Below are 20,685 nucleotides of genomic sequence, written 5' to 3'. Positions count from 1 at the left end.
TTTAAACGACTACATTCTTTCCTACAACAACAACCCCGCCGGGACTAATGGCGAAGCGCTCTGCATCCCGCTGATGGTCCACACCAATGAGCGTTCCGTCCGTAACTACCACGTTCTTGTCGAGGATAGCATGGCGCACGACAGCCCCCTTACCGATGCGAACTCCCGGCATTAGAACCGAACCCTCCACCGTGGCTCCCTCCTCGACTATGACACCGGTCGATAGCACCGAGTTGCGAACCGTAGAGGCCGAAATAATGGAGCCCTGGGCCACCATCGAGGATTGCGCGATGCCGCCTTGCACAAATTTAGCTGGAGGTAATTCCGTCAGGTCAGTTGAGCGGATCGGCCACTGCTGGTTATACAGGTTAAAGATCGGGTGAACCGAGATCAGATCCATATGAGCCTCGTAGAAGGCATCGATGGTACCCACGTCACGCCAGTATCCCCGATCACGATCCGTGGATCCTGGAACTATATTGTTCGTAAAGTCATAAACGTGTGCATCTCCGCGCTCAACAAAATACGGAATGATATCCCCGCCCATATCATGCTCGGAATTTTCGTTGATACCGTCCTCCCGTAGAGCTTCAACGAGGGCGTCCGTAGTAAATACATAATTGCCCATTGAGGCAAAGGTGACGTCTGGATCGTCGGGTACAGCTGGAGGGTTCTCGGGCTTTTCCAGAAATTCCGTAATATTTCCTGCCTCATCGGCTTGAATGCAGCCAAAAGCACTGGCCTCAGATCGGGGCACCCTGATACCAGCTACAGATACAGCTTTGCCGGAGGCGATATGCTCGTCGACCATTTGCTCCGGATCCATGCGATAAACGTGATCAGCGCCAAATACCAGCACATAATTAGGGCGTTCATCGTAGATGAGATTCAGTGACTGCAAAATTGCGTCCGCTGAGCCCCGGTACCAGTGCTTGCCTCGACGCTGCTGCGCCGGCACCGACGCAATATACTGAGCGGTCGGGCCATAAAATTGCCACGCTTGTGAGATGTGACGATCTAGCGAATGAGATTTGTATTGAGTAAGAATGCAGATCTTCATATAACCGGCATTGACCAAATTGGACAAAACAAAATCGATCAATCGGTAAGTGCCGCCGAAGGGAACGGCAGGCTTAGCGCGGTCTTCAGTCAGAGGGAAGAGACGTTTCCCTTCTCCGCCGGCCAAGACGATGGCAAGGACATTATTTTGACTTTTCACAGTGTCTAATTTAATGCGAAAGTTCTACCACCGTTAGGGTATTGAGAAAAATGCGATCCACGCCACCTTTCAAATACTCAGCGCCCTAGCCTCATTGCCACTACCGTTATCTTTATGAAAGTCGCACTATTAACTAAAGAATATCCACCAGAGATTTATGGAGGTGCTGGCGTCCACGTAGCAGAGCTCACTCGCTATATGCGAGAGATCGTACCCGTAGACGTACACTGCATGGGGGCACCCCGTGACGAGGACAATGTTTTCGTCCACAGCGCCGATCCTGGCCTGCGTGATGCGAATCCGGCTATCCAGACCCTTTCGACAGGTCTCTATATGGCCGAAGCCTGCCGCGATGCTCAGGTCGTACATACTCACACCTGGTACACGGGTTTAGGAGGACATCTCGCTTCCCAGCTACACAATATTCCCCACGTTGTCACGGCTCACTCACTCGAGCCCGATCGCCCGTGGAAACGCGAACAACTCAATGGTGGATATGATATTTCGTTGTGGTCCGAACGTAATGCGATGGAGTATGCTGATGCAGTCATTGCGGTGTCACAGAAGATGAAAGAAGCTGTCCTCGAAGCGTATCCGCGTGTCGATGCCGCCAAGGTTCACGTGGTTCTTAACGGAATCGATACCACTGTGTGGCAGCCGCGCCCAGCCTATGAGGGTACTTCTGTTCTACACTCCTTGGGTGTCGATCCTACTCGCCCGATCGTCGCCTTTGTGGGGCGCATAACGCGGCAAAAGGGGGTGGAACATCTCGTGCGGGCGGCGGCCCACTTTGACCCCGAGATTCAGCTGGTGCTCTGTGCCGGTGCCCCCGACACCCCCGAGATAGCCAGCCGGATTTCCACTCTGGTCACTGAATTACAGCACCAACGAGCTGGAGTATTTTGGGTGCAGGAAATGCTGGACAAACCTAAAATTCAGGAAATTCTAAGCGCTGCTGACGCCTTTATTTGTCCCTCCATCTATGAACCCTTGGGAATTGTTAATCTTGAGGCGATGGCCTGCGGTACCGCCGTGGTGGCCTCAGATGTCGGCGGCATCCCCGAAGTCGTAGCCGATGGTCAGACAGGCCTCTTAGTGCATTACGATCCAGCCGATACCACGGCCTTCGAGCGCGATCTCGCCGCAGAAGTTAATGCACTCATAGCCGACCAAGAGCGGGTCAAAGCCTTCGGCCTGGCGGGGCGTACACGCGCCGTGGAGCTTTTTTCTTGGGACAAGATAGCCACGCAGACGGTGGAAATCTATCGCTCCCTCCTTTAGTGTCGATATCTGCAGTCGTGGGCTTTTGCTACTACGCTGGGAGGCATAACAGCCTTCGTCAACTGGCAGGAGCCCACAACAATTATGTATCGCCCCGAACTGCATATCCACCCTGATCACGGCATTCTGGACGCCCCCGCTGGAGCGCTGTACGACGGCACCTACTGGCATCTTTTCAACCAATACCGTCCAGATCCCACCCAACCCTCTAGGTGGGCCCACTTAGTTTCTTCCGCCACAGCTTTCGATTTCGAAATCTGCACCGATGTACTCGCCTCCACCAAAGACCACGAATCCATCCGGGCTGGCTCGGTAGTAACAACGGGCGATTCCACCACCTTCTATTACACTCACGTGGTGGGCAATGAGCGCACTATTAAGGCCGCCCGAGTCGATGACCTAGGCGAAACAATCGCGGACTTAGATGATGATGACCTCATCCTGGACGAGCATATTGTTGATATAGGAACAGTTGTCGCTAACCATGAAGGGTTGTCACGTTTTCGTTCTCCCTGCGTGATTCCGGTGGATAGTGGATATCTGATGGTCGCGGTGGCGGGTTCATCCTCAGATCCTGTACTCGTCGTTCTAGATTCCGCTGATGGCCAACACTTTAAGATGCGCGGGCCGTTGACGATTCACGGCGATTCTGGCATTGCTTCCACATTTGTGGTGGCGCCTCGTATTTTCCAACTTCGCGATGAAATAGATCAGCATCTGTACGATATCCTGCTCGTCACGATCGACGAGAACGGCAGAGATATTGCGGGCTGTCTTGTGGGAAAGCTCAATGGTACCTCGTTCGAGGTGGCAAAGCCTTTCCAGCGCATGGATTATGGACACGATTTCGGACGCCCCCGAACTGTAAACTGGGCACCCGATGCCGACAATAAAGAGCACACTGTGATCTTTGGCCTTCTTAATAGTGCCTCCCGCCAGGATGACGGGAGCGCGCACCTGAGTTTCCGCGCTGAAGGGTGGGCGAACTGCCTCAGCCTCGCGCGCGAGATTACCCTTCAGGGGGGCCATATTTACCAGACCCCTACGAGCGGCATCATCGCTGCCATTGAGGAATCAGATCGTGCCTCTATGTGGACGGGTATTAGCGAGATTCCTCGTGGCGAACATCAAACCATCACCGTTCTAGATATTAACGATCAGATTATATGCACGATCACTCATTATGGTGATCACATCACCTTAGATCGCTCGATGAATCCGAACCACGCGGGCGATGCAGTCGCTAGCGCACCTCTTCTTTATGATGCAACGAGCTCGATGACAGTCATCATTGATGGCTCAACAGTGGAAGTATTCGGCAACGGTGGACAAGTAGCCATGGCTAGCCGAGTTTACTTTGACGGACCCACCACGCGATTCGTTCTCCACAACTCGGAGCAGGTAGAGGTTGAGAGATCCACCCTTATTAAACCCTTGCCAGAGATCTTTCCGGCTTAGGGCTGTATTTTTCGAAGCCGTGTGATGGTTGCGCTTGCTGTAACCATCATGACCGGGTCTAAAGAGGAGATGCGCGCTTCTAAATCTGCGGGTGGAATATGACGTGCTGATGGACTCATACCAATCTGGGCAGCGATGCACTCCTGGTCTAGACGCATCGAGAATTCGACCTCGTGGCCTTCATCCGCCACGTCAAAATATTTAGCTGACTGTTCGAGCATCCGATGGATTTTATCTTTTTCCACTCGCAAAATCCCGAGCGGTTCTCGCAGTTCCTGCAAATGATTCGGGTTAGGGCTTAAAATCACTACTTCACCGTTAGTCTTAAGTACACGCGAGAACTCCTGGGGGTTACGCGGCGCAAAAACAACGGCGATAGCGTCAATACTCTGTGGTCTGATAGGCAGAGTTTTCCAAGCATCAGCCACGACGGCACCAACGCGAGGGTGACTCTTCGCCAGTGCCTTAGCCGCGGGGGTGGAAATATCGAGACCCACCCCTCGGGAGTCGGGGATCGAATCTAAGATATGGGAAAGGTAATAACCGGTACCCGCTCCAATCTCGAGAATGACTGGTTCACGAGCTTCAACTCCGGATAGGGCTTCGTCGATCCCGGTCGACACCGTCTCGACGAAAGGAGCGAAATGGCCTAACGCGAGAAAGCTTTCACGGGCTCGCACCATCGCTAGATCGTCTCCATGGTGTCGAAGACCAGATCCTCCAACTAAGGAAACATAGCCTTGTTTGGCCACATCATACGTGTGTCCGCTCTCTGATGATAAGTAGCGACCGTTTTCGCTAAGAAATAGTCTGGTTCCATCTTCTGGATCGGCGAGAACGTCGACGATATGGGAGAGCATTGCAGTATCCAGTCTGAATAAGAGAATGTTGCTAAAGAAATGAGGTTCCGCTTCCCCTGTTAGCGGAACCTCTAGGTGGGATGGTCTAGCTACCTACTGCGGCTAGATGTTCAGCGAGCTCTGCAGCCTCACTGTCATTGAGCTCGATAACAAGACGCCCACCACCATCGGTGGGAATTCGCATGACAATCTTGCGATTTTCTTTGACTACTTCCATCGGACCATTACCCGTACGGGGTTTCATGGCTGCCATATTCTCTCTCATTCTTTTTTATTTCAGTCCTAGTATTTAAGTCTACCTTAAAGGTCAATACAAAATACAGATCTCACATGAAAATACGGAGTAAAGAGCAGGTTTAAATTACTCTGGTATATCTTTATCGGTTGCCTGCGGGAGCTCTGTTAAGGAAGAAGTGTGAGATAGCTGGTCAAATAGCTCCCGTAATACCGCGTCAACCTCACGCTTGTCGTAGCCCGGAACCCCATCGTGGAACTGAAGACCTGCAGGATTACGCTCGCCAATAGCGCGCTTATTTACTGCAGTGACATCAACATCAACTTCAATAGGTTGCGGCTTAAAGGCTGCGCCGTCGCGTTTTTTCAGAACCAGATATATGATTCCCGAGGCGGCAATAGTCAGGACCAGCAGCAGTGCAACCATGATAATAACGGTGGTAACAGCAACCATGTTCATAGTTATATCCTACCCCTCGTGCCCTGCCAGTTCGCATAACGTGTCTACAGCCACAGAGGCTTAATCATAATCATTGAGAGGGGGACGCATATCCACCTCACAGAGTCCTGCCTTGGCCAAAATAGCCTGTGCCACGTCCTCAGCTACACCTTGCACTTGCTCCAAGGGGCGGTTTCGATGAACGCGCGGAGGCAAGGCTACTTCAACGATATGGGAAGCGTCTATAAGCAGGCCTATCTCCACCCCGTAGCCTGAAATAAAGGAAACTCGGCGGACAAAGTCCCGCCGCACCGCGTACTCCCCGGCCAACGGCTGGGCAATATGAGCTAGATGCGGGAAAAGGATACGCATCAAAGGTTTTGCACACAGTTCCGTTACCCGGCCTCCCCCGGTAGAATAACCGAGGTAAGTACGCTGATAGTTGGCCTTAACGAGGTCTACTGATGGATCGGCGAAAGGTTTAGCTAGCGAGTTCACTGATTCTGAGGTGAGTCCTCGGACATCGGCATCGACAAAAACGATGACAGGACTTAAGGCGGCCGCCACCCCACGCCATAAAGCCTCCCCCTTGCCTGGCCGCGGTGGGATATCGCTGAGAACCTCACGCCAATTTATCACCTGCGCACCAGCTATCCGCGCACGCTGGGCGGTCTCATCGGTGGAATCTGAGTCAATGACGAATACATTGCAAGCCTGCGAGCCGAGGGCAGCACCCACCACATCAGCAATGGTATCTTGCTCATTCAGGGCGGGAATTACTACATCAAAGTCACTCATACCAGGCCTCTCGTCGCGCGTAACGGCGGCTGTATGCCCGCAATGGCTGCGGTCATACGTATAGTATCAATGGTTTCAGCTACCTCATGGGCCCGAAAGCAGGCTACTCCCCGCTCTGCAGCCCATGCTGTTGCAGCTAGAGTCCCAGCGACTCGCTGTTTAACAGGGCGATCTAGAGTTTCTCCAACAAAATCTTTATTACTCAAAGCCATAAGTACCGGCCAGCCTGTTGCCACGAGCTCATCAATGCGGCGTAGTAGCTCCAGGCCGTGATAAGTATTTTTACCGAAATCATGCGTGGGGTCGATAAAAATTTTGTCCTCGGGAACCCCTAAATCTACTGCCCTCGTTGCCAGCGAGGTAGTTTCAGCGATGACATCGGATACAAGCTCATCAAAGTGCACGCGGTGAGGGCGCGTGCGCGGGATAGCCCCACCTGTATGGGAGCATATATAACCTACTCGAAAGTGGCCTGCCACCTCGATCAACTCAGGGTCGTGGCCCGCCCACGTATCGTTGACCAAAGTAGCCCCATTTTCGATCGCAACCGCAGCCACCTCAGCTCGCCACGTATCCACGGATATGGTGATATCTGGAAACCGGTCATGAATCCTCGCAATAAGCGGTACCACGCGGTCAATCTCTTCAGCAGGACTGATCACCTCCCCTGGCCCCGCCTTGACTCCCCCTATATCCACAATGCGCGCACCCTGGTCGACCACCATAAGGGCACGATCAAAGGCACGATCAACATCGTGAGTTGCTCCTGCATCATAAAAAGAATCGGGGGTGCGATTAATGATGGCCATGACAATGGCGATGGACGAATCGCGGGGCGCAAAAGCACTGCGTATTGGAGGTCGAGAAGCCGAAATCACAATTTACTGCTCCGCAGCAGCGTGGTATGCACGGATATGAGCGACAGCTTCAGCAACCGAATCCGTTACTAGGAAGAGATCCATATCCGATTCACTAATGACTCCTGCATCAACCATGCGGCTACGCATCCAGTCCACTAAACCAGCCCAAAATTCCGTCCCGAGTAGCACAATAGGATAGTTCGTTACCTTGCCAGTCTGCACCATGCATAGAACTTCAAAAAGCTCATCCATTGTTCCCAAACCGCCTGGCAGGCATACAAATCCTTCAGAGTACTTCAGAAACATAGTTTTGCGGGCGAAGAAGTACCTAAAATGAACACCCATATCTACATAGTCATTCATGCCCTGCTCATGGGGAAGCTCGATACCCAAGCCCACGGATAGACCATCGGCGTCACTGGCACCCTTATTGGCTGCCTCCATGAGGCCTGGGCCGCCACCAGTGATGACGGCATAGCCGGCCTCTACTAATTCCTGGCCAACTTCTTCGCCCAGGCGGTACCACGGATGCTCGGCCTGCATCCGTGCAGAACCAAATACAGCTACTGCCCGGGGAAGCTCACTAAGGACATCGAAACCAGTGATGAATTCACTCTGGATACGCAAGACCCGCCACGGATCGGCGTGTTTCCAGTCGTGATTTGCCCCGACCTCAAGGAGCCGCTGATCATAGGTAGAACCAGGCTGGTTCATGGAGTTCTTCAGCAGCACTGGGCCACACATCATACGTTCTTTTTTTTCCATGTCGTCCAGATTAGATGAGGCTTTATAACTTTGTCGCACACTTAGGCCACCAAATAGCGCCTCAGCACCTCAGCAAGTTCAGTAATCATCTCCACTGGGCATTGTTCATCCTTCTTGTGGCAGAAACTGGGGTCGCCAGAACCAAAATTCACAGCGGGTATCCCTAGCTCGCTAAAGCGTGCAACGTCTGTCCATCCGAATTTGGCGCGCGGTTCTTGCCCCGTGGCAGCGATAAGGTCTTGGACCACATGCTGGTCCAAACCTGGGCGTGCACCAGGAACGGCGTCGTCGATCTCGTAGTCCACAGAATCTGGGAGATCTAGAACCTCAAGGAGGTGCGCCATTGCTGCATCAAGATCACGGTGCGGAGCAAATCGGTAATTGACGTATAGCCACGCTTCATCAGGGATCGTATTGGTAGCCACCCCCGACTCACAGTGCACGATATTCAGACCTTCGTGGTAGTAACACCCATCAACGTCGACCTCGCTGGCTTTATAGGCAGCAATATTTGCAATCACGGGGGCTAGAAGGTGCATTGCATTCAAGCCTAACCAGCTCCGTGCAGAGTGCGCGCGCACCCCTCTCGCGCTCACCTTAAGCCGAATCGAGCCCTGGCAACCTGCCTCAATAATGGCTTCTGATGGTTCTCCCAAAAGCGCGAGATCACCTCGTAGCCATTCGGGGTGCTGCTCGGCGATAAACTTTAGGCCATTGTAGCGCTCCGCTACCTCCTCGGCTTCGTAACAGACCAAGGTCAGATCGTATTTAAGATCAGGTGATTGGCTGAGGGTGGCAAAAGTGTGGGCATACACTGCTAGCCCCGATTTCATATCGACACTGCCTAAACCAAAGAGGGTATCGCGGCCGCGTGAGTCCAACCCCCTTCGTGCGGGTAGGTTCTCGGCTGGGGGCACAGTATCTATGTGGCCGGCGAGGATGACCCTCGCCGGTAAACCGCGATTGGTACGTGCCACGAGACTGTTACCTAAGCGCAAAACTTCAACGTCTGGCAGTTTCCGGAGAGAACCTTCTAATTCATCTGCGAGAGCTTCTTCGTGATGGCTGGGGCTCGGAATATTCATCAAAGCCTCAGTTAATTCGACAGGGTCCATGCTGAGATCAATCATAGGTTTTAGTGTAGACCGTCATGAGTGGGAGGCAGCTGAGACGGTTTTATTTCTCAAGCTTTCAGCCACTAAAGTTAGGCGCATGCTAAAACACGGTGCAACGGGCGTTGGTATCGCAAATATTTCGATGGATGGGGATGTCTTAGATGTTTGGTTCCCCTCTCCGGCACTTATCGATCCTGCTTCTTATAGCGCTGGCACGGAACGTCTTGGAGCCCAGGATCTCCCTGTGCGGCTGCTCAATCTGGTGAAGCTTGATAATGACCGCATGGTTGAGCAAGTAGCTGTTCGCACTGTCATTCGCGATCTCAGTTTAGAACCTCAAGATCCTTATGACGTGTATCTGCGGCTGCATCTACTCTCCCACCGCTTGGTCGAACCCAATACGATTAATATGACGCAGGCCTTGGAAAAGCTCTCCGTGGTGGTGTGGACTAACAAGGGTCCGTGTCTGCCCGATAATTTCGAATTCATGCGCACCTCACTGCGCTCTCGGGGTTTGATCCACGTCTACGGTATCGATCCTTTGCCGCGCATGGTGGACTATGTGGTGCCATCCGGTATCCAAATTTCGGAGGCAGAGCGGGTACGTTTGGGGGCTTACCTGGCCCCTGGAACTCGCGTTCTGCGGGAGGGCTTTGTCTCCCATAACGCTGGTACGCTCGGCGCGTGCACCGTTGAAGGGCGCATCTCCTCAGGCACTGTTATCGATGCTGGGTGCACGTTAATGCTCTCGTCATCTCTGATGAGCTCCAAGCCACAGCCCATGCGCATTGGAAAAAACTGCACCTTCGGAGTAAGCAGTTCGGTTCTGGGTCTCGACCTTGGCGATCGCTGCCATATAGGTCATAAAGTCGTCCTCGAGCCTGGCACTCTCCTCCGCTTCGCCGATACTGGTGGCATCGCACCCGCTCAGGTCATTGCCGGGCAATCCGACTGGTCGATCACCATGCATCCGGACTACCGGGAACCATTTGCGGAAAAAATCGCCTCCTAAAGTATTTTCGGTTCGGATTTATTAGTCTCCGCAGCAAGCGGGATACTAGAGTATTCCCTATGGAAAATCCCCCTTCAACAACAACGACAGCGACCAAGAGTTTAGGTAAAGGCTTAAAAACCCGACACCTAACCATGATGGGTCTAGGATCCTCAATCGGTGCCGGACTCTTTCTTGGTACCGGCGTAGGAATTCAAGCCGCCGGGCCCGCGGTTATTCTCGGCTATATATTTGCAGGCATCATCGTTGTGCTTTTCATGGAGATGCTCGGCGAGATGGCCGCCGCACGCCCGACCTCGGGATCCTTCTCTGTCTACGCCGAACAGGCCTTCGGACACTGGGCTGGATTCTCCTCCGGGTGGCTCTATTGGTTTATGCTCACCATGGTTATGGGGGCAGAAATGACCGGGGCCGCGGCAATTATGGGAGAGTGGTTTGGAGTCGCCCCGTGGATTCCTGCCCTGATCAGCGTGGCTATCTTCGCTGTCATCAACTTGGCGCACGTGAAGGGATTCGGTGAATTCGAATTTTGGTTTGCCCTCATCAAAGTCGCCGTCATTATACTTTTCCTTATTGTGGGCGTACTGCTCGTATTTGGGTTACTACCTGGTACTGAGTACGTGGGCATGCGCAATATACTTGGCAACGGTTTTATGCCTAATGGCTTCGCCGGGGTAGCCACAGGCCTTCTAGCTGTAGCCTTCGCTTTCGGTGGAGTAGAAATTATCACAATTGCAGCGGCCGAATCCGAAGATCCCGCCTCCTCCATATCGACCGCCGTCCGCTCCGTCATCTGGCGTATATCGTTATTCTATCTCGGCTCGGTGCTCGTTATCATCGCCTTATTGCCATTTGAGAGCATTACTGGAGCTTCTAACGCAGCCGAATCACCATTTACCATTATTCTGGGCCTGGCCAATATTCCCTATGTTGTAGGTTTCATGGAGGCCACGATCGTTTTGTCGCTCCTGAGTGCCTTTAATGCGCAAATCTATGGGACCTCCCGCCTCATCTTCTCCCTCGCGGAACGCGGCAATGCACCTCGAATCCTTGGTGTTATCAGTAAACAAGGGGTGCCGATGAACGCGGTGATCCTCTCAATGTTCTTCGCCTTTGGCTCTGTCGGTTTGCAGTTCTGGAACCCGCCAGGATTGCTCACATTCCTGCTCAATGCCGTAGGTGGCTGCTTGATCGTCCTCTGGGTCATGATCGCAGCCAGCTGGATGAAACTGCACCCCGAACTAGTTCGAAATAATGAAATCACCAAAGTGCGGATGCTAGGCCACCCGTGGAGTGCGATTATCTGCCTGGCCATGCTAGCCACACTCGTAGGATTAATGCTGATAGACGAAAGCGCACGAGGACAAATTTGGTCCGTCGCTATTATCTTTGCGCTGACAGTCCTCGCGAGCTTTATCACTAAAAAATCATCAGCTTCGAAAGGACTCTAGCACCCATGACTGCATTCACCGCTACTGGTTTAGCCACCATCTATGAAGACGGAACCGTCTTAGATGCTTGGTTCCCCAACCCAACCATGACCGACACACCTGAGTCACCGGGTACGGTCCAGCTTGCTGATGCCCCGGATGAATTTACTAATCTTCTTGTTTTTGATCCAGATCGTCGTACCACCCGAGTAGCTATCCGTACGACGATTGAGAACCTCGACGAGGCACCAATCGATGCCTATGATGCCTATCTGCGCCTGCATCTGCTCTCCCACCGTTTAGTTAAACCGCACGGACAAAACCTTGATGGCATTTTCGGTCTCCTGGCCAATGTGGTGTGGACTAATTTTGGCCCTTGTTCTCCAGAGAATTTTGAAATGACGAGGCAATTACTCTCCCTGCGCGGCCCCGTCACAGTGTTCTCGGTGGATAAGTTCCCCCGTATGGTCGATTATGTGATGCCCAGCGGTGTACGCATCGGCGATGCCAACCGTATCCGCCTCGGCGCTCATCTAGCCGAAGGTACTACCGTCATGCACGAGGGCTTTGTGAACTTTAATGCTGGCACACTCGGCGCCTCTATGGTGGAGGGCCGTATATCGGCTGGGGTTGTTGTTGCAGATGGCTCTGATATCGGTGGTGGAGCCTCGATTATGGGTACCCTCTCGGGCGGTGGCAAGCAGGTCATCTCGATTGCTCAGAGATGTCTGCTGGGTGCCAATGCGGGACTAGGAATCTCTCTTGGCAATGACTGTGTTATTGAGGCGGGCCTTTATATTACAGCCGGCGCCAAGATTATCGTGCGCGGCGACGTGGCTCGTGCCCTCGAGCTTGCCGACGGCGATACCATTAAAGCCGTCGAATTATCGGGAGCCAGCAATATCTTATATCGCAGAAATTCCCTGAGTGGCGCGATTGAAGCGGTAGCCCACGGTAAAAATCCTATTGAGCTCAACGCCGCACTGCATGCCAATTAAAAAAATATCCTCTCACAACGAGAGGATATTTTTTAATTCAAAGCTTGGGGGTCAACGTCCTTGATGATCGTTATTGGTTTGGGCTTAAAAGTCCAGAGCTTGTTAACGACGAAGTTAACTGGCATGCTCAAACCGATAGCGATGATCAGCGCCCAGTAGAACTTGGTCCGCAGCCCGGAGGAATCATCGAAAATCTCGGTGGGAAGAGCCACAGGGCTCAGAGGATTCATCAATAAGGTGGCCACCACTTGGCTGACCAGAAATGCCAAAAGGCCGGTGGCGAGAAAAGCAAAAAATCCCCTCCACCACTTGGATAACCGGTCTGATTTAAAGGTCCACATTCGATTGAGTTGATAATTCCACGTATTGGCTACAAGGAAGGCTACCGTCATAAAGACGTGGTACCAGCGAATGTGGTAGCGACTGCCCAAAAGATTCAGAAAGGCATCATGCTCGCTGATATTAAAACCATAGGCAGCGCATTTCTTGGCTATATAGACAACGACCAGGTTGACTACGATCCCCGAGCCTCCCACCAGTCCAAACTGGAGGAATTGCCGAAGATGTGAGCCAGCCTCGCTCATAGTGATAGCCACTAGACGTTACGCTCCCTTATTCTTTGTTAAAAACAGATTTTCCCTATACTACTCTGCTGCAAAGTTTCTAAGCGAATTAAAACGTGCCGTTAGTTTATCTCTCATCAACACCAGTAATCACAAGGGCCTGAGGTCGGGATGCATCGGTAATATCCGTTTGCACAAAAGCGCGGACAATTTCACGGATATAGGAAATTCTTGGGTACTCTCCACTTCCCCACCCCACTAATAGCGCGCGCTTATGCATCTAGGACATCAGCTGCAAAAACAGACCCAATTAGTTTTATTGCCGGAAGCAGTAGAGCACTCAGAATTCTCCTACTCAAGAGCATTCGCAGCACATAGCTTCACACGCAGGCACCATAGCCTGGGTCGACTCCACGTTTGCGATCCGATGAATGTAATAAGAGTGGCACAACTGGCTAGGAGGCGATATCTAAGCGCCGCGCAGCACTGTCGATATCCTGATCGGTCGCAGTTAAAGCAAGACGGACGAATGGCGTGGCTGTAGGGCCATAAAAAGAACCCGGCGCTACAAGAATGCCGCGCTCGGCAAACCATTCGACACTTGTCCAGCAGTCCTCTCCGCGGGTGGCCCACAGGTACAGCCCAGCAGAAGACTCCTCGACTTGGAACCCAGCGTGAAGAAGCGCAGTAAGCAAGACTGTGCGGCGACGGGCGTAGCGCAGTTTTTGCAGAGCTTCTTGGTCATCGTCGGCAAGCGCAGTTACCATCGCAGCTTGGATGGGTCCGGGTACCATCAATCCCGCATGTTTGCGAGTCTCGGTGAGCTCCGCGATGATATTATCCGCTCCCGCTAAAAACCCGGCACGGTAGCTTGCAAGGTTCGATGTTTTTGAGAGCGAATGGATGGCCAAGAGATTGCGGTGATCGTTATGGGAAATCCGCTCATCAAGAATGGACATGGCCTCGCCTTCCCACACGAGCCCTAGGTAACATTCGTCAGAGGCCACAATAATATCGTGTGCTCTAGCGAAAGTGATTAACTGTCGGAGTTCCTCAGGGCTAAGCACACGGCCAGTGGGATTCGACGGCGAATTAATGAAGATCAAATCAATAGTGTCAGGGTCGTCTACATCCCACGGAGTATCGCTGCGTATTGGTTGCGCTCCTGCGAGCAGCGCCCCTACCTCGTAGGTGGGATAAGCAACAGTCGGAATCACAATCTTTCCACGACAGCCCAGCAGAGTGGGCAACCATGCTATTGCCTCTTTAGTACCCACGACAGGCAAAATACCCTCGACTTGAGGGATATTATAACGCCTGGCTAGAGACTCTTTGATAGCTGCGCGTAGCTGGGGTGTCCCCACCGTCTGAGGATACCCGGATGCTTGACCTGATTCAGCAAGGGTTAATTGAATACCGGGAGCCACAGGATCGACGGGCGATCCAACCGATAAGTTGATGAGCCCATCAGGATGGGCGCTAGCTCGCTTCTTTGCGGGGAGTAATGAATTCCAAGGAAAATCTGGAAGGACTTCAGCGAGTGATTGACGGGCCATGGGAATATCCTTGATCGGGTAAGAGTAGGGGCGAGAAAATTCTCACTTCAACAGTTTAACGGATGAAAGGCTAAGGCCCCTGGGTCGAACCCAGGGGCCTTAGCGGACGATCTATTGGTTTTGTGGAGGCAATTTTTCAACCAGCGGTGGATCGAAGTCTTGGGGGCCAAGACCCATCGCCCCGCCAGGTGATCCGAGATCATCGAAGAAGGCGGCATTGGCCTCGTTATAGTCGATCCATTCATCAGGAACATCATCTTCATAGAAGATTGCTTCTACGGGACAGGCGGGTTCACAAGCCCCGCAGTCCACGCATTCATCTGGGTGGATATAAAGCGAGCGTTTGCCTTCGTAGATGCAGTCAACTGGGCATTCTTCAACACACGCTTTGTCCATCACGTCAACGCATGGCTGGGCAATAGTGTAAGTCATTACTTTCCAACTTCTTCTCAACTAACCATTCTTGACTTCATCAAAGGCAGAAAACCCCCGATTAGTCCCGCAAACATCAACACTATACTCCGAATACTCGAGCCTACCAACTGATCCCCTGTTAGGTTCGGCGCCATCAGCATGAGGAAATAGCCAATCGTCCAAGCCCATAGTGGAATCCCAGCGATCGCTAAATTCTTTGACCACAAAAGGGCCGTATTACTGAGAACTCTATTAAAAAAGAACGCGATCACGATGGTATAAGGCACCGGGACCCCGAATATCCAGACACCTAGGTAAATCACTTCGAGGAATACGGACAAAAGCGAGGCGAGTGCGAGCCACATGAGCCCGAAGGCCGCCTCCGCCTTGGAGAAATTCGAATAGATATAACGCTGAGGATTCTCGGAGCTCATCTTTCGATACCCTCTATCAGGCTCACAATCTCGCGTAGTCGTCGGGGATCGGAGAACTCAGAAAATTGATAATGCTCATACCGGCTTAATGGCTGAGCAATCATATTAGACAAGCAAAAAGTGAAGGGCGCTCGCTCTGGATCGGATTGCGGGGCATAGGCCGCAACTGGTCGGGTTGCGCAGCTGCTTCCATCAGCCACCCAAATTTGCGTAGCGTGGGCTTTCATAGCGCCCACTTTCCTCGCTAGCACATCATCGCTGAGCCGCAGCGCAAAATCGGAGTAGTCGACACAGGCCAACTCTCCGGCCTTAGGCATACGCCATCCCGCTGGGGCCGATATGACTTTTAGGCCGTCGGCGAGGAGCTCTTGATGGGTCACGCACCATAAAACTGGGATATCTAGATAACGAGCGGCTGCCTCGGTGATCTCGTGAGCTCGGATATGGTCCGGGTGACCGTAGCCCCCATCGGGGCCGTAGCTGATCAGCAGCTGCGGCGGATGATCGCGCAGTTGCTCAATGAGTTGTTTCACAGCCTTATCCGCTGAGTGGATAAAAGCTCTAGGGTGTTCATTCGCAGCATCACCGACCATCCCGGAATCGCGCCAGTATCCCGGGGCCCGGAGAAATTCTCCGCGTATTCCTAGATGCGTCAACGACTCACTAAGTTCAGAAATGCGGAATCCGCCTAATTGGTCGGCGGCGACCAGATTCTGGTAGCGAGAGCCGATAACTTCTCCCTGTTCACCCAGGGTGCAGGTAATAACTTCAACGTCTGCACCGTGTGCCGCAAGATGAGCTAGGAGCCCGCCGGTCCAAATGGCTTCGTCGTCAGGATGGGCATGCACTGCGACGACGCGCAGGTTAATCATATACTCTCCAGGTATCCAAAGATGTTGTGCCTCGAGGGTCGTCTCCCTCAATCGGTTCAGGACCTACAATACCCCTGCCCTTAACCTCGAGACGCGTACCCCGAGCAATGGACGTTCGCAGGGTTTCTTTTCGCTCAATTGCAGCAATATCGTTGAGGAGTTCATCATAGGGGTAACGCCCGGCGTAATAGGCATCGATCCGCTGTTGCAATTCCCCGTCGCAAAAACCCGAGATATTGGAGCCCAACAATCCTTTTGCAGGGCAGGCATAGCGCTCGGGTAACTGTGCACTCGTGCGGTGGACAACCACATCCACCTTACCTTGCGGGATCAGTGCTCCGACAAGGGTGGTCATATCAGCTTGAACGATCGTAGCTGTAATGTTATGGCCCTGTAGAAGAGCCATGAGCGCCTGAGCAGCATTAAAGTCTAGTTCTTGAGAGGGATCAACCCCGATTCGCACCGGCGAGATTAGATGCTTGATATGCAGTGTTTGCGGCGTCCGTTCAGTAGGGTCGATATCAAGGTGATTCGTGCGCTCGTAGGCCAATCTTGCGATAGTGGGCGCATCGATTAAGGACTGCAATTCCTGCCGCACAACTGGTTGCAGCTTTGTATTAGCTACGATTTCGAGTTCCAGTTCATCGGACTGTTCCCACACTTGGGTGCCTGGAACTAACTCATACGCCTCGCGCGAGGTCTGGGTGGGGTTGAGATCCAGAAAACTAACTTGTCCGCTATTGAGCATCTCTATGCCCTGAGCCGTGCTGCGAATTTCTCTGAAGGAAAGTGTTTCAACGCGCGCGGGCTCACGCCCCCACCACCGATCATTACGCTTGAGGATAAAAACACCCCGCTGCCGATCGATCGTCTGAACCGCAAATTTCCCTGCTGCAGCGGGCACCCCTCTTGCTAGCACCTCGGAAAAAGGGTCCCCGCGTAGAAGGTGAGCGGGCAAAAGAGCCGAAAATAACGACGTCCATTCATCGTAGGGTTGGGCGAAATCAACGTAGACCGTCTTACCGCCGTTGGCGGAACGGATAGCAGAAATTGCGCGATAACCGCTGGGATTAAGGGTAGCGGGAGTAGCGATGATTGAAGACCACAAATATTCAAAATCCGCGACAGTGATTGGAGTTCCATCACTCCATTGTGCTTCTGGGGCGATATCGTATCGCACAGTAAATGCGAGTGGTCGCTCGCGCTGAAGATCGCCTTGAGTTCTTTCTTCCACACCGCGCGGAATTAAGAGGTCGGCCTTCGTGGCAGAGGTGTGTACAGGCAGCACGTAGGCGTTAGTCAGCAGATCTTTATTTCGCTTTCCGTCAACGAATGCGCTGGGGAGAATAAGCGATGCGAGGGTTCGGGTGAACCTCGAATCGTCGACAAGTAGGTGCGGATTAAATCCGGTTTGCACTTGATCGATCCCGATAACAAGTTCTGTCTGTTGGAGAGTGGGTTGGCCGGTGGTCGTACTGGTAGCCACAGATATCTGGGAAGCCAGCGGATCCTCAACGGGAGGGGGGCCGGGCGAAGCCGAACAGCCCGCCAGAGACACGACGAGGAGTATCCCCCAGCTGAGATCGAAAGCTTTCATACTACAAAGTCTACTTGGTCGCCTGATTCCAACCGAAACAAGCAACCGTGTATGAAACAATTACGAAAACAGAGCTCTAGCCCCCTGCGGGAGGACTAGAGCTCACTAGATTGAAAATACGGTTTTAGAATCTTGGGAGAGGGAGCGAATCAAGGAAGGCGTTGATTCCAGGGATTCCTTGGGCTAGCACTGCCAGCAAGACGCCCAGTATCGCGACAACTGCGGTTACGATGCCTACGATCGCACCGGTACTGAGAGTGTCTTTTTCTTTTTCCTTTTCTTGTTCTTTCTTAAAGGAATCAAGTGCTCGCTCGACGGCGTTAACCTGCGACTCTAGGGCCCTCACCGCACTCACTGATGCTGCTGCATTGACTTCAGCCATCACAGCCTCAGCCTGCTCCACCACAGCATCAGCGCCCACAGCCACAGCACCCGACTTCGCAGCCTCCAACCGCTTCACCAACGGAGCACGAGCAGCATCAACCTTCTCAGCCACAGCATCAGCAACAGCCCGCTCAACCTCTACAACCTGAGCCACCAACTGCTCAAGCGCCTCCACACTCGCAGCAGCATTAACCTCAGCCATCACAGCCTCAGCCTGCTCCACCACAGCATCAGCGCCCACAGCCACAGCACCCGACTTCGCAGCCTCCAACCGCTTCATAAGTGCAGCGCTCTTTTCGGCACGGAGGTTGGCTGAGAAATCCTGAACATCCTGCTCCACCTGCATGATCTTTGCTTCGATTGGTGCTAGATCCTCTGAGTTTTGAGCTGCAGAGAGATCATCGGTAAGCGTGTCAATCTGAGCGAGTATTTCGGTAGCGTTCAGTTTGATCGCTTGCGCTTTTGCACTTTCAAGACGCACAATCAATGGTTGACGTGCAGCGTCAAGCTGGGCCTCGATAAGCTGGGCCTCAAGAGCCGTGACCTTAGATTTTAGGTCTTTGATAGTGTGCACTGTTGAAGAGCCGACTTGGTTGAGGAGATCCGCGGCTTGGCCCTTGAGCGTTTGATTGTCAAGCTGGGTCGCTTTATCAAGGATGGCTTCCAGCCGCTCGGTTAAAGAGGTTTGCGCAGTCGCGAGATAGTTTTCTTCTACGCGAACCTTAATTGCGAGAACACTTTCTTTGAGCTCGCTAGCAGCCACTTTCTTGGTCACAAGTTCTGGCAGATCAGCTTGGGAGAGTGCGCCCAGCATTTGCGTTGCCTGAAGTGCTTTAGCCTGCAATAGGCTCGAGTCTGCTCCCTGGGCGTATACCTGCGTGGCGTTGGCTACTTTAACGGTTTCGCGTAGGATTTCTCCTACTTTTTGATTGAGGCTTGACTGTGCTTCGGCTTTGAAGGGCTCGATCTCCTCGGCGATCCTAGTTACTCCATCGAGAGATACGGCATCGAGTAGCCTGCTGCGTATATCCTCGGCCTTGTTTGAGATCGCATCATCACCGATGGCTTGTACAGCAGCATCAGTAGTAGCTAGTTCTCTTAGAGCCTCGGCTCGATGAGTGTGCACCGAAACATTCAATAAGGCTGTTTCAATCGCGCTGCTCAAACTCTCGAGAGCTGCTCGATCGGTCGCGTCAGCCACGCCTCGTTCAAGTTCGTCAAGTTCATTTAGGATTCGAGTGCGCGTATTCTCGGCGATCTCCGCTGCCACGAGCGCGGTGATCTGAGCCCGAGCCTCCTGCAACTTAGTTGTATACACTTGCTTCTGTGCAGCGAGTTCATCGCTAGCAGCTTTCTCGACGGAGCGGGCAAACGCGTTGACTTCTTCGGTGGCCTGCTGTAGCTTCATCTCGGAATCGATGGCTTCGACGGTGGCTGTTAATTCCTCGGCTTTGCTCACAAATTCTTGAGAATCAGCAAGGGCCTGGGCCCGCTCAAGGGTATCGGCTATTTTTTCCTTGAGGTCAGACTTTTGTCGGTCGAAATCAACTTCACCACTATCGGCTGGTTGCAGGGGACCGTGGGCGGCCTCGAGGACACCAGTATTCGTCTGCGCATTCGCTTCTGCGGTCTCGGTAACGAAGTTCTGATCCGCTTTCGACTCGTTGTACTCTACCTTGTATATCTCGAGGTCAGCGAAGTCCTCTTTTTTCGCCCGTTGAGCCGAGTCAGTGGGATATTTATCGGGTACGCCCCAGTCGATGACCGCTGCTATTGGAATGCGCTTAACCTCGACGATTCCATTTGTGTAGGTTTCTAAGATCGCAAGGGATCTCACGATGTCGGTATAACGGGTCTGATACCACGCTTCGGCATTCGGTTGATCTTTGAGTTCCGCAAACTTTTTCTTCGCCTCTGAGAGGATCTCTTTAGCCTTGAGGTCGGTCGCTTCTTTGTATCCAAGCGTTGTAAGATCGAGGGCCCGCGCTTCGGGGAAATCCTCGGCTTGCAGAAGCACGAAAGTGCGGGCAGCAAGGGCTATTCGAGCGTGTTGCTTGGCCCATCCTAGTCCCTTCCAGGAAGCGCGTGGACTGTCGAAAGCATAGAAGTCTTCGTTCCACTCGGTAGCCGAATCGGCGTAATATTGCCGTGCACGGTAGATGGTATCGAAGCTCGTGAATGCACCTTCGTAACGTGCGGCGTCGGCTGGGGGGTTCAGCAGCTGATCGCTGGGGAGTGATGCAATCTCAGCTGCCTGAGCTGCTACTACACTTAACGCTAGAACTGATGGCTGAGTGACTGCAACGCCTTGCAGCGCGAGGGCTGTGGTCAGGCCAAGGGCGGTCAAACGGGCTGGATTGTGCATCTAAGAAGATCTCCCTGATCGATCGGCAAAT

At 52.8% G+C, this 20,685-nt stretch carries 20 protein-coding genes; 5 read left to right on the top strand and 15 right to left on the bottom strand.

Annotated elements, in window-relative coordinates:
• Position 1: 1 nt before the first annotated feature.
• Positions 2-1,219 carry a glucose-1-phosphate adenylyltransferase gene (glgC, locus tag N7326_RS05170; protein WP_259078080.1) on the bottom strand — a complete coding sequence of 406 codons (1,218 nt, stop codon included), beginning with the start codon at positions 1,217-1,219 and terminating at the stop codon, positions 2-4.
• A 114-nt stretch (positions 1,220-1,333) separates the two neighbouring features.
• On the opposite strand from glgC, the gene glgA reads away from it, so the two are divergent.
• Complete coding sequence (glgA, locus tag N7326_RS05165; RefSeq protein WP_263088269.1) at positions 1,334-2,500, top strand: glycogen synthase; 1,167 nt, start codon at positions 1,334-1,336, stop codon at positions 2,498-2,500.
• A gap of 84 nt (positions 2,501-2,584) precedes the next feature.
• A complete protein-coding gene (locus N7326_RS05160; protein ID WP_263088268.1) occupies positions 2,585-3,958 on the top strand; it encodes a GH32 C-terminal domain-containing protein in 1,374 nt (457 codons plus the stop codon).
• Here N7326_RS05160 and N7326_RS05155 read toward each other — a convergent pair.
• The 7 genes from N7326_RS05155 to dapE form a co-directional block, all read right to left on the bottom strand.
• Complete coding sequence (locus N7326_RS05155; protein WP_259078084.1) at positions 3,955-4,818, bottom strand: methyltransferase domain-containing protein; 864 nt, start codon at positions 4,816-4,818, stop codon at positions 3,955-3,957. The two genes, N7326_RS05160 and N7326_RS05155, sit on opposite strands and share 4 nt — an antisense overlap.
• Before the next feature lie 85 nt (positions 4,819-4,903).
• The gene (locus N7326_RS05150) at positions 4,904-5,071 is read right to left on the bottom strand and encodes a DUF3117 domain-containing protein (RefSeq protein WP_259078086.1); all 168 of its coding nucleotides are present in this window, start codon (positions 5,069-5,071) and stop codon (positions 4,904-4,906) included.
• 108 nt (positions 5,072-5,179) lie between these two features.
• A complete protein-coding gene (locus N7326_RS05145; RefSeq protein ID WP_259158311.1) occupies positions 5,180-5,512 on the bottom strand; it encodes a hypothetical protein in 333 nt (110 codons plus the stop codon).
• Between the two features lie 60 nt (positions 5,513-5,572).
• Positions 5,573-6,289 carry a glycosyltransferase gene (locus N7326_RS05140; protein ID WP_259078089.1) on the bottom strand — a complete coding sequence of 239 codons (717 nt, stop codon included), beginning with the start codon at positions 6,287-6,289 and terminating at the stop codon, positions 5,573-5,575.
• A complete protein-coding gene (gene folP / locus N7326_RS05135) occupies positions 6,286-7,098 on the bottom strand; it encodes a dihydropteroate synthase (RefSeq protein ID WP_259158367.1) in 813 nt (270 codons plus the stop codon). Before folP ends, N7326_RS05140 begins: the two co-directional genes overlap by 4 nt.
• A 72-nt stretch (positions 7,099-7,170) precedes the next feature.
• Positions 7,171-7,914 (bottom strand): TIGR00730 family Rossman fold protein, encoded by a 744-nt coding sequence (locus N7326_RS05130; RefSeq protein ID WP_263088267.1) that lies wholly within the window; start codon positions 7,912-7,914, stop codon positions 7,171-7,173.
• A gap of 41 nt (positions 7,915-7,955) precedes the next feature.
• Complete coding sequence (dapE, locus tag N7326_RS05125; protein WP_259078091.1) at positions 7,956-9,044, bottom strand: succinyl-diaminopimelate desuccinylase; 1,089 nt, start codon at positions 9,042-9,044, stop codon at positions 7,956-7,958.
• Between the two features lie 82 nt (positions 9,045-9,126).
• Between dapE and N7326_RS05120 the strand changes: the two genes are divergently transcribed.
• From N7326_RS05120 to dapD, 3 genes are read left to right on the top strand one after another with little or no spacing between them, the layout of a single operon-like run.
• The gene (locus N7326_RS05120; RefSeq protein ID WP_259078093.1) at positions 9,127-10,041 is read left to right on the top strand and encodes a DapH/DapD/GlmU-related protein; all 915 of its coding nucleotides are present in this window, start codon (positions 9,127-9,129) and stop codon (positions 10,039-10,041) included.
• 59 nt (positions 10,042-10,100) lie between these two features.
• Positions 10,101-11,492: an amino acid permease gene (locus tag N7326_RS05115; RefSeq protein WP_263088266.1), complete on the top strand. Its 1,392-nt coding sequence runs from the start codon at positions 10,101-10,103 to the stop codon at positions 11,490-11,492.
• 5 nt (positions 11,493-11,497) lie between these two features.
• Positions 11,498-12,469, top strand: coding sequence for a 2,3,4,5-tetrahydropyridine-2,6-dicarboxylate N-succinyltransferase (gene dapD, locus N7326_RS05110; RefSeq protein WP_259078096.1), 972 nt, complete (start codon positions 11,498-11,500; stop codon positions 12,467-12,469).
• A gap of 32 nt (positions 12,470-12,501) precedes the next feature.
• On the opposite strand, the gene N7326_RS05105 is transcribed toward dapD, so the two are convergent.
• The 7 genes from N7326_RS05105 to N7326_RS05075 all read right to left on the bottom strand — a co-directional run bounded on the left by N7326_RS05105 (position 12,502) and on the right by N7326_RS05075 (position 20,654).
• The gene (locus N7326_RS05105) at positions 12,502-13,053 is read right to left on the bottom strand and encodes a GtrA family protein (RefSeq protein WP_259078444.1); all 552 of its coding nucleotides are present in this window, start codon (positions 13,051-13,053) and stop codon (positions 12,502-12,504) included.
• A 434-nt stretch (positions 13,054-13,487) separates the two neighbouring features.
• On the bottom strand, positions 13,488-14,588 hold the full coding sequence (dapC, locus tag N7326_RS05100; RefSeq protein WP_259158309.1) for a succinyldiaminopimelate transaminase: 1,101 nt from the start codon (positions 14,586-14,588) through the stop codon (positions 13,488-13,490).
• 111 nt (positions 14,589-14,699) lie between these two features.
• Positions 14,700-15,020, bottom strand: a complete 321-nt coding sequence (gene fdxA / locus N7326_RS05095; RefSeq protein ID WP_259078099.1) for a ferredoxin — start codon at positions 15,018-15,020, stop codon at positions 14,700-14,702.
• 17 nt (positions 15,021-15,037) lie between these two features.
• Positions 15,038-15,436 (bottom strand): hypothetical protein, encoded by a 399-nt coding sequence (locus N7326_RS05090; RefSeq protein WP_259078102.1) that lies wholly within the window; start codon positions 15,434-15,436, stop codon positions 15,038-15,040.
• Entirely contained in the window at positions 15,433-16,308 is an 876-nt protein-coding gene (gene mshB / locus N7326_RS05085) for an N-acetyl-1-D-myo-inositol-2-amino-2-deoxy-alpha-D-glucopyranoside deacetylase (protein ID WP_259158307.1), read from the bottom strand. The genes N7326_RS05090 and mshB overlap by 4 nt, the downstream gene beginning before the upstream one ends.
• Positions 16,301-17,905 carry an ABC transporter family substrate-binding protein gene (locus tag N7326_RS05080; protein ID WP_259289446.1) on the bottom strand — a complete coding sequence of 535 codons (1,605 nt, stop codon included), beginning with the start codon at positions 17,903-17,905 and terminating at the stop codon, positions 16,301-16,303. Before N7326_RS05080 ends, mshB begins: the two co-directional genes overlap by 8 nt.
• A gap of 124 nt (positions 17,906-18,029) precedes the next feature.
• Entirely contained in the window at positions 18,030-20,654 is a 2,625-nt protein-coding gene (locus tag N7326_RS05075) for a hypothetical protein (protein ID WP_259158304.1), read from the bottom strand.
• Positions 20,655-20,685: the final 31 nt, after the last annotated feature.

Origin of the sequence: Corynebacterium sp. ES2794-CONJ1, from assembly GCF_025660615.1 — a bacterium.
GTDB lineage: Bacteria > Actinomycetota > Actinomycetes > Mycobacteriales > Mycobacteriaceae > Corynebacterium.
Note: the sequence above shows the minus strand (reverse complement) of the source record. Positions and strands in the feature narration are given on the sequence as shown.

Excerpts from the sequence above, each read along its gene's own strand:
- N7326_RS05145 (WP_259158311.1), bottom strand. The coding sequence starts at position 5,512 with ATGAACATGGTTGCTGTTACCACCGTTATTATCATGGTTGCACTGCTG.
- dapC (WP_259158309.1), bottom strand. The coding sequence starts at position 14,588 with ATGGCCCGTCAATCACTCGCTGAAGTCCTTCCAGATTTTCCTTGGAAT.
- N7326_RS05120 (WP_259078093.1), top strand. The coding sequence starts at position 9,127 with ATGCTAAAACACGGTGCAACGGGCGTTGGTATCGCAAATATTTCGATG.
- N7326_RS05115 (WP_263088266.1), top strand. The coding sequence starts at position 10,101 with ATGGAAAATCCCCCTTCAACAACAACGACAGCGACCAAGAGTTTAGGT.
- N7326_RS05075 (WP_259158304.1), bottom strand. The coding sequence starts at position 20,654 with ATGCACAATCCAGCCCGTTTGACCGCCCTTGGCCTGACCACAGCCCTC.
- N7326_RS05160 (WP_263088268.1), top strand. The coding sequence starts at position 2,585 with ATGTATCGCCCCGAACTGCATATCCACCCTGATCACGGCATTCTGGAC.
- glgA (WP_263088269.1), top strand. The coding sequence starts at position 1,334 with ATGAAAGTCGCACTATTAACTAAAGAATATCCACCAGAGATTTATGGA.
- N7326_RS05140 (WP_259078089.1), bottom strand. The coding sequence starts at position 6,289 with ATGAGTGACTTTGATGTAGTAATTCCCGCCCTGAATGAGCAAGATACC.
- N7326_RS05130 (WP_263088267.1), bottom strand. The coding sequence starts at position 7,914 with ATGGAAAAAAAAGAACGTATGATGTGTGGCCCAGTGCTGCTGAAGAAC.
- N7326_RS05155 (WP_259078084.1), bottom strand. The coding sequence starts at position 4,818 with ATGCTCTCCCATATCGTCGACGTTCTCGCCGATCCAGAAGATGGAACC.
- dapD (WP_259078096.1), top strand. The coding sequence starts at position 11,498 with ATGACTGCATTCACCGCTACTGGTTTAGCCACCATCTATGAAGACGGA.
- N7326_RS05080 (WP_259289446.1), bottom strand. The coding sequence starts at position 17,905 with ATGAAAGCTTTCGATCTCAGCTGGGGGATACTCCTCGTCGTGTCTCTG.
- fdxA (WP_259078099.1), bottom strand. The coding sequence starts at position 15,020 with ATGACTTACACTATTGCCCAGCCATGCGTTGACGTGATGGACAAAGCG.
- folP (WP_259158367.1), bottom strand. The coding sequence starts at position 7,098 with ATGGCCATCATTAATCGCACCCCCGATTCTTTTTATGATGCAGGAGCA.
- N7326_RS05105 (WP_259078444.1), bottom strand. The coding sequence starts at position 13,053 with ATGAGCGAGGCTGGCTCACATCTTCGGCAATTCCTCCAGTTTGGACTG.
- dapE (WP_259078091.1), bottom strand. The coding sequence starts at position 9,044 with ATGATTGATCTCAGCATGGACCCTGTCGAATTAACTGAGGCTTTGATG.
- N7326_RS05150 (WP_259078086.1), bottom strand. The coding sequence starts at position 5,071 with ATGGCAGCCATGAAACCCCGTACGGGTAATGGTCCGATGGAAGTAGTC.
- mshB (WP_259158307.1), bottom strand. The coding sequence starts at position 16,308 with ATGATTAACCTGCGCGTCGTCGCAGTGCATGCCCATCCTGACGACGAA.
- N7326_RS05090 (WP_259078102.1), bottom strand. The coding sequence starts at position 15,436 with ATGAGCTCCGAGAATCCTCAGCGTTATATCTATTCGAATTTCTCCAAG.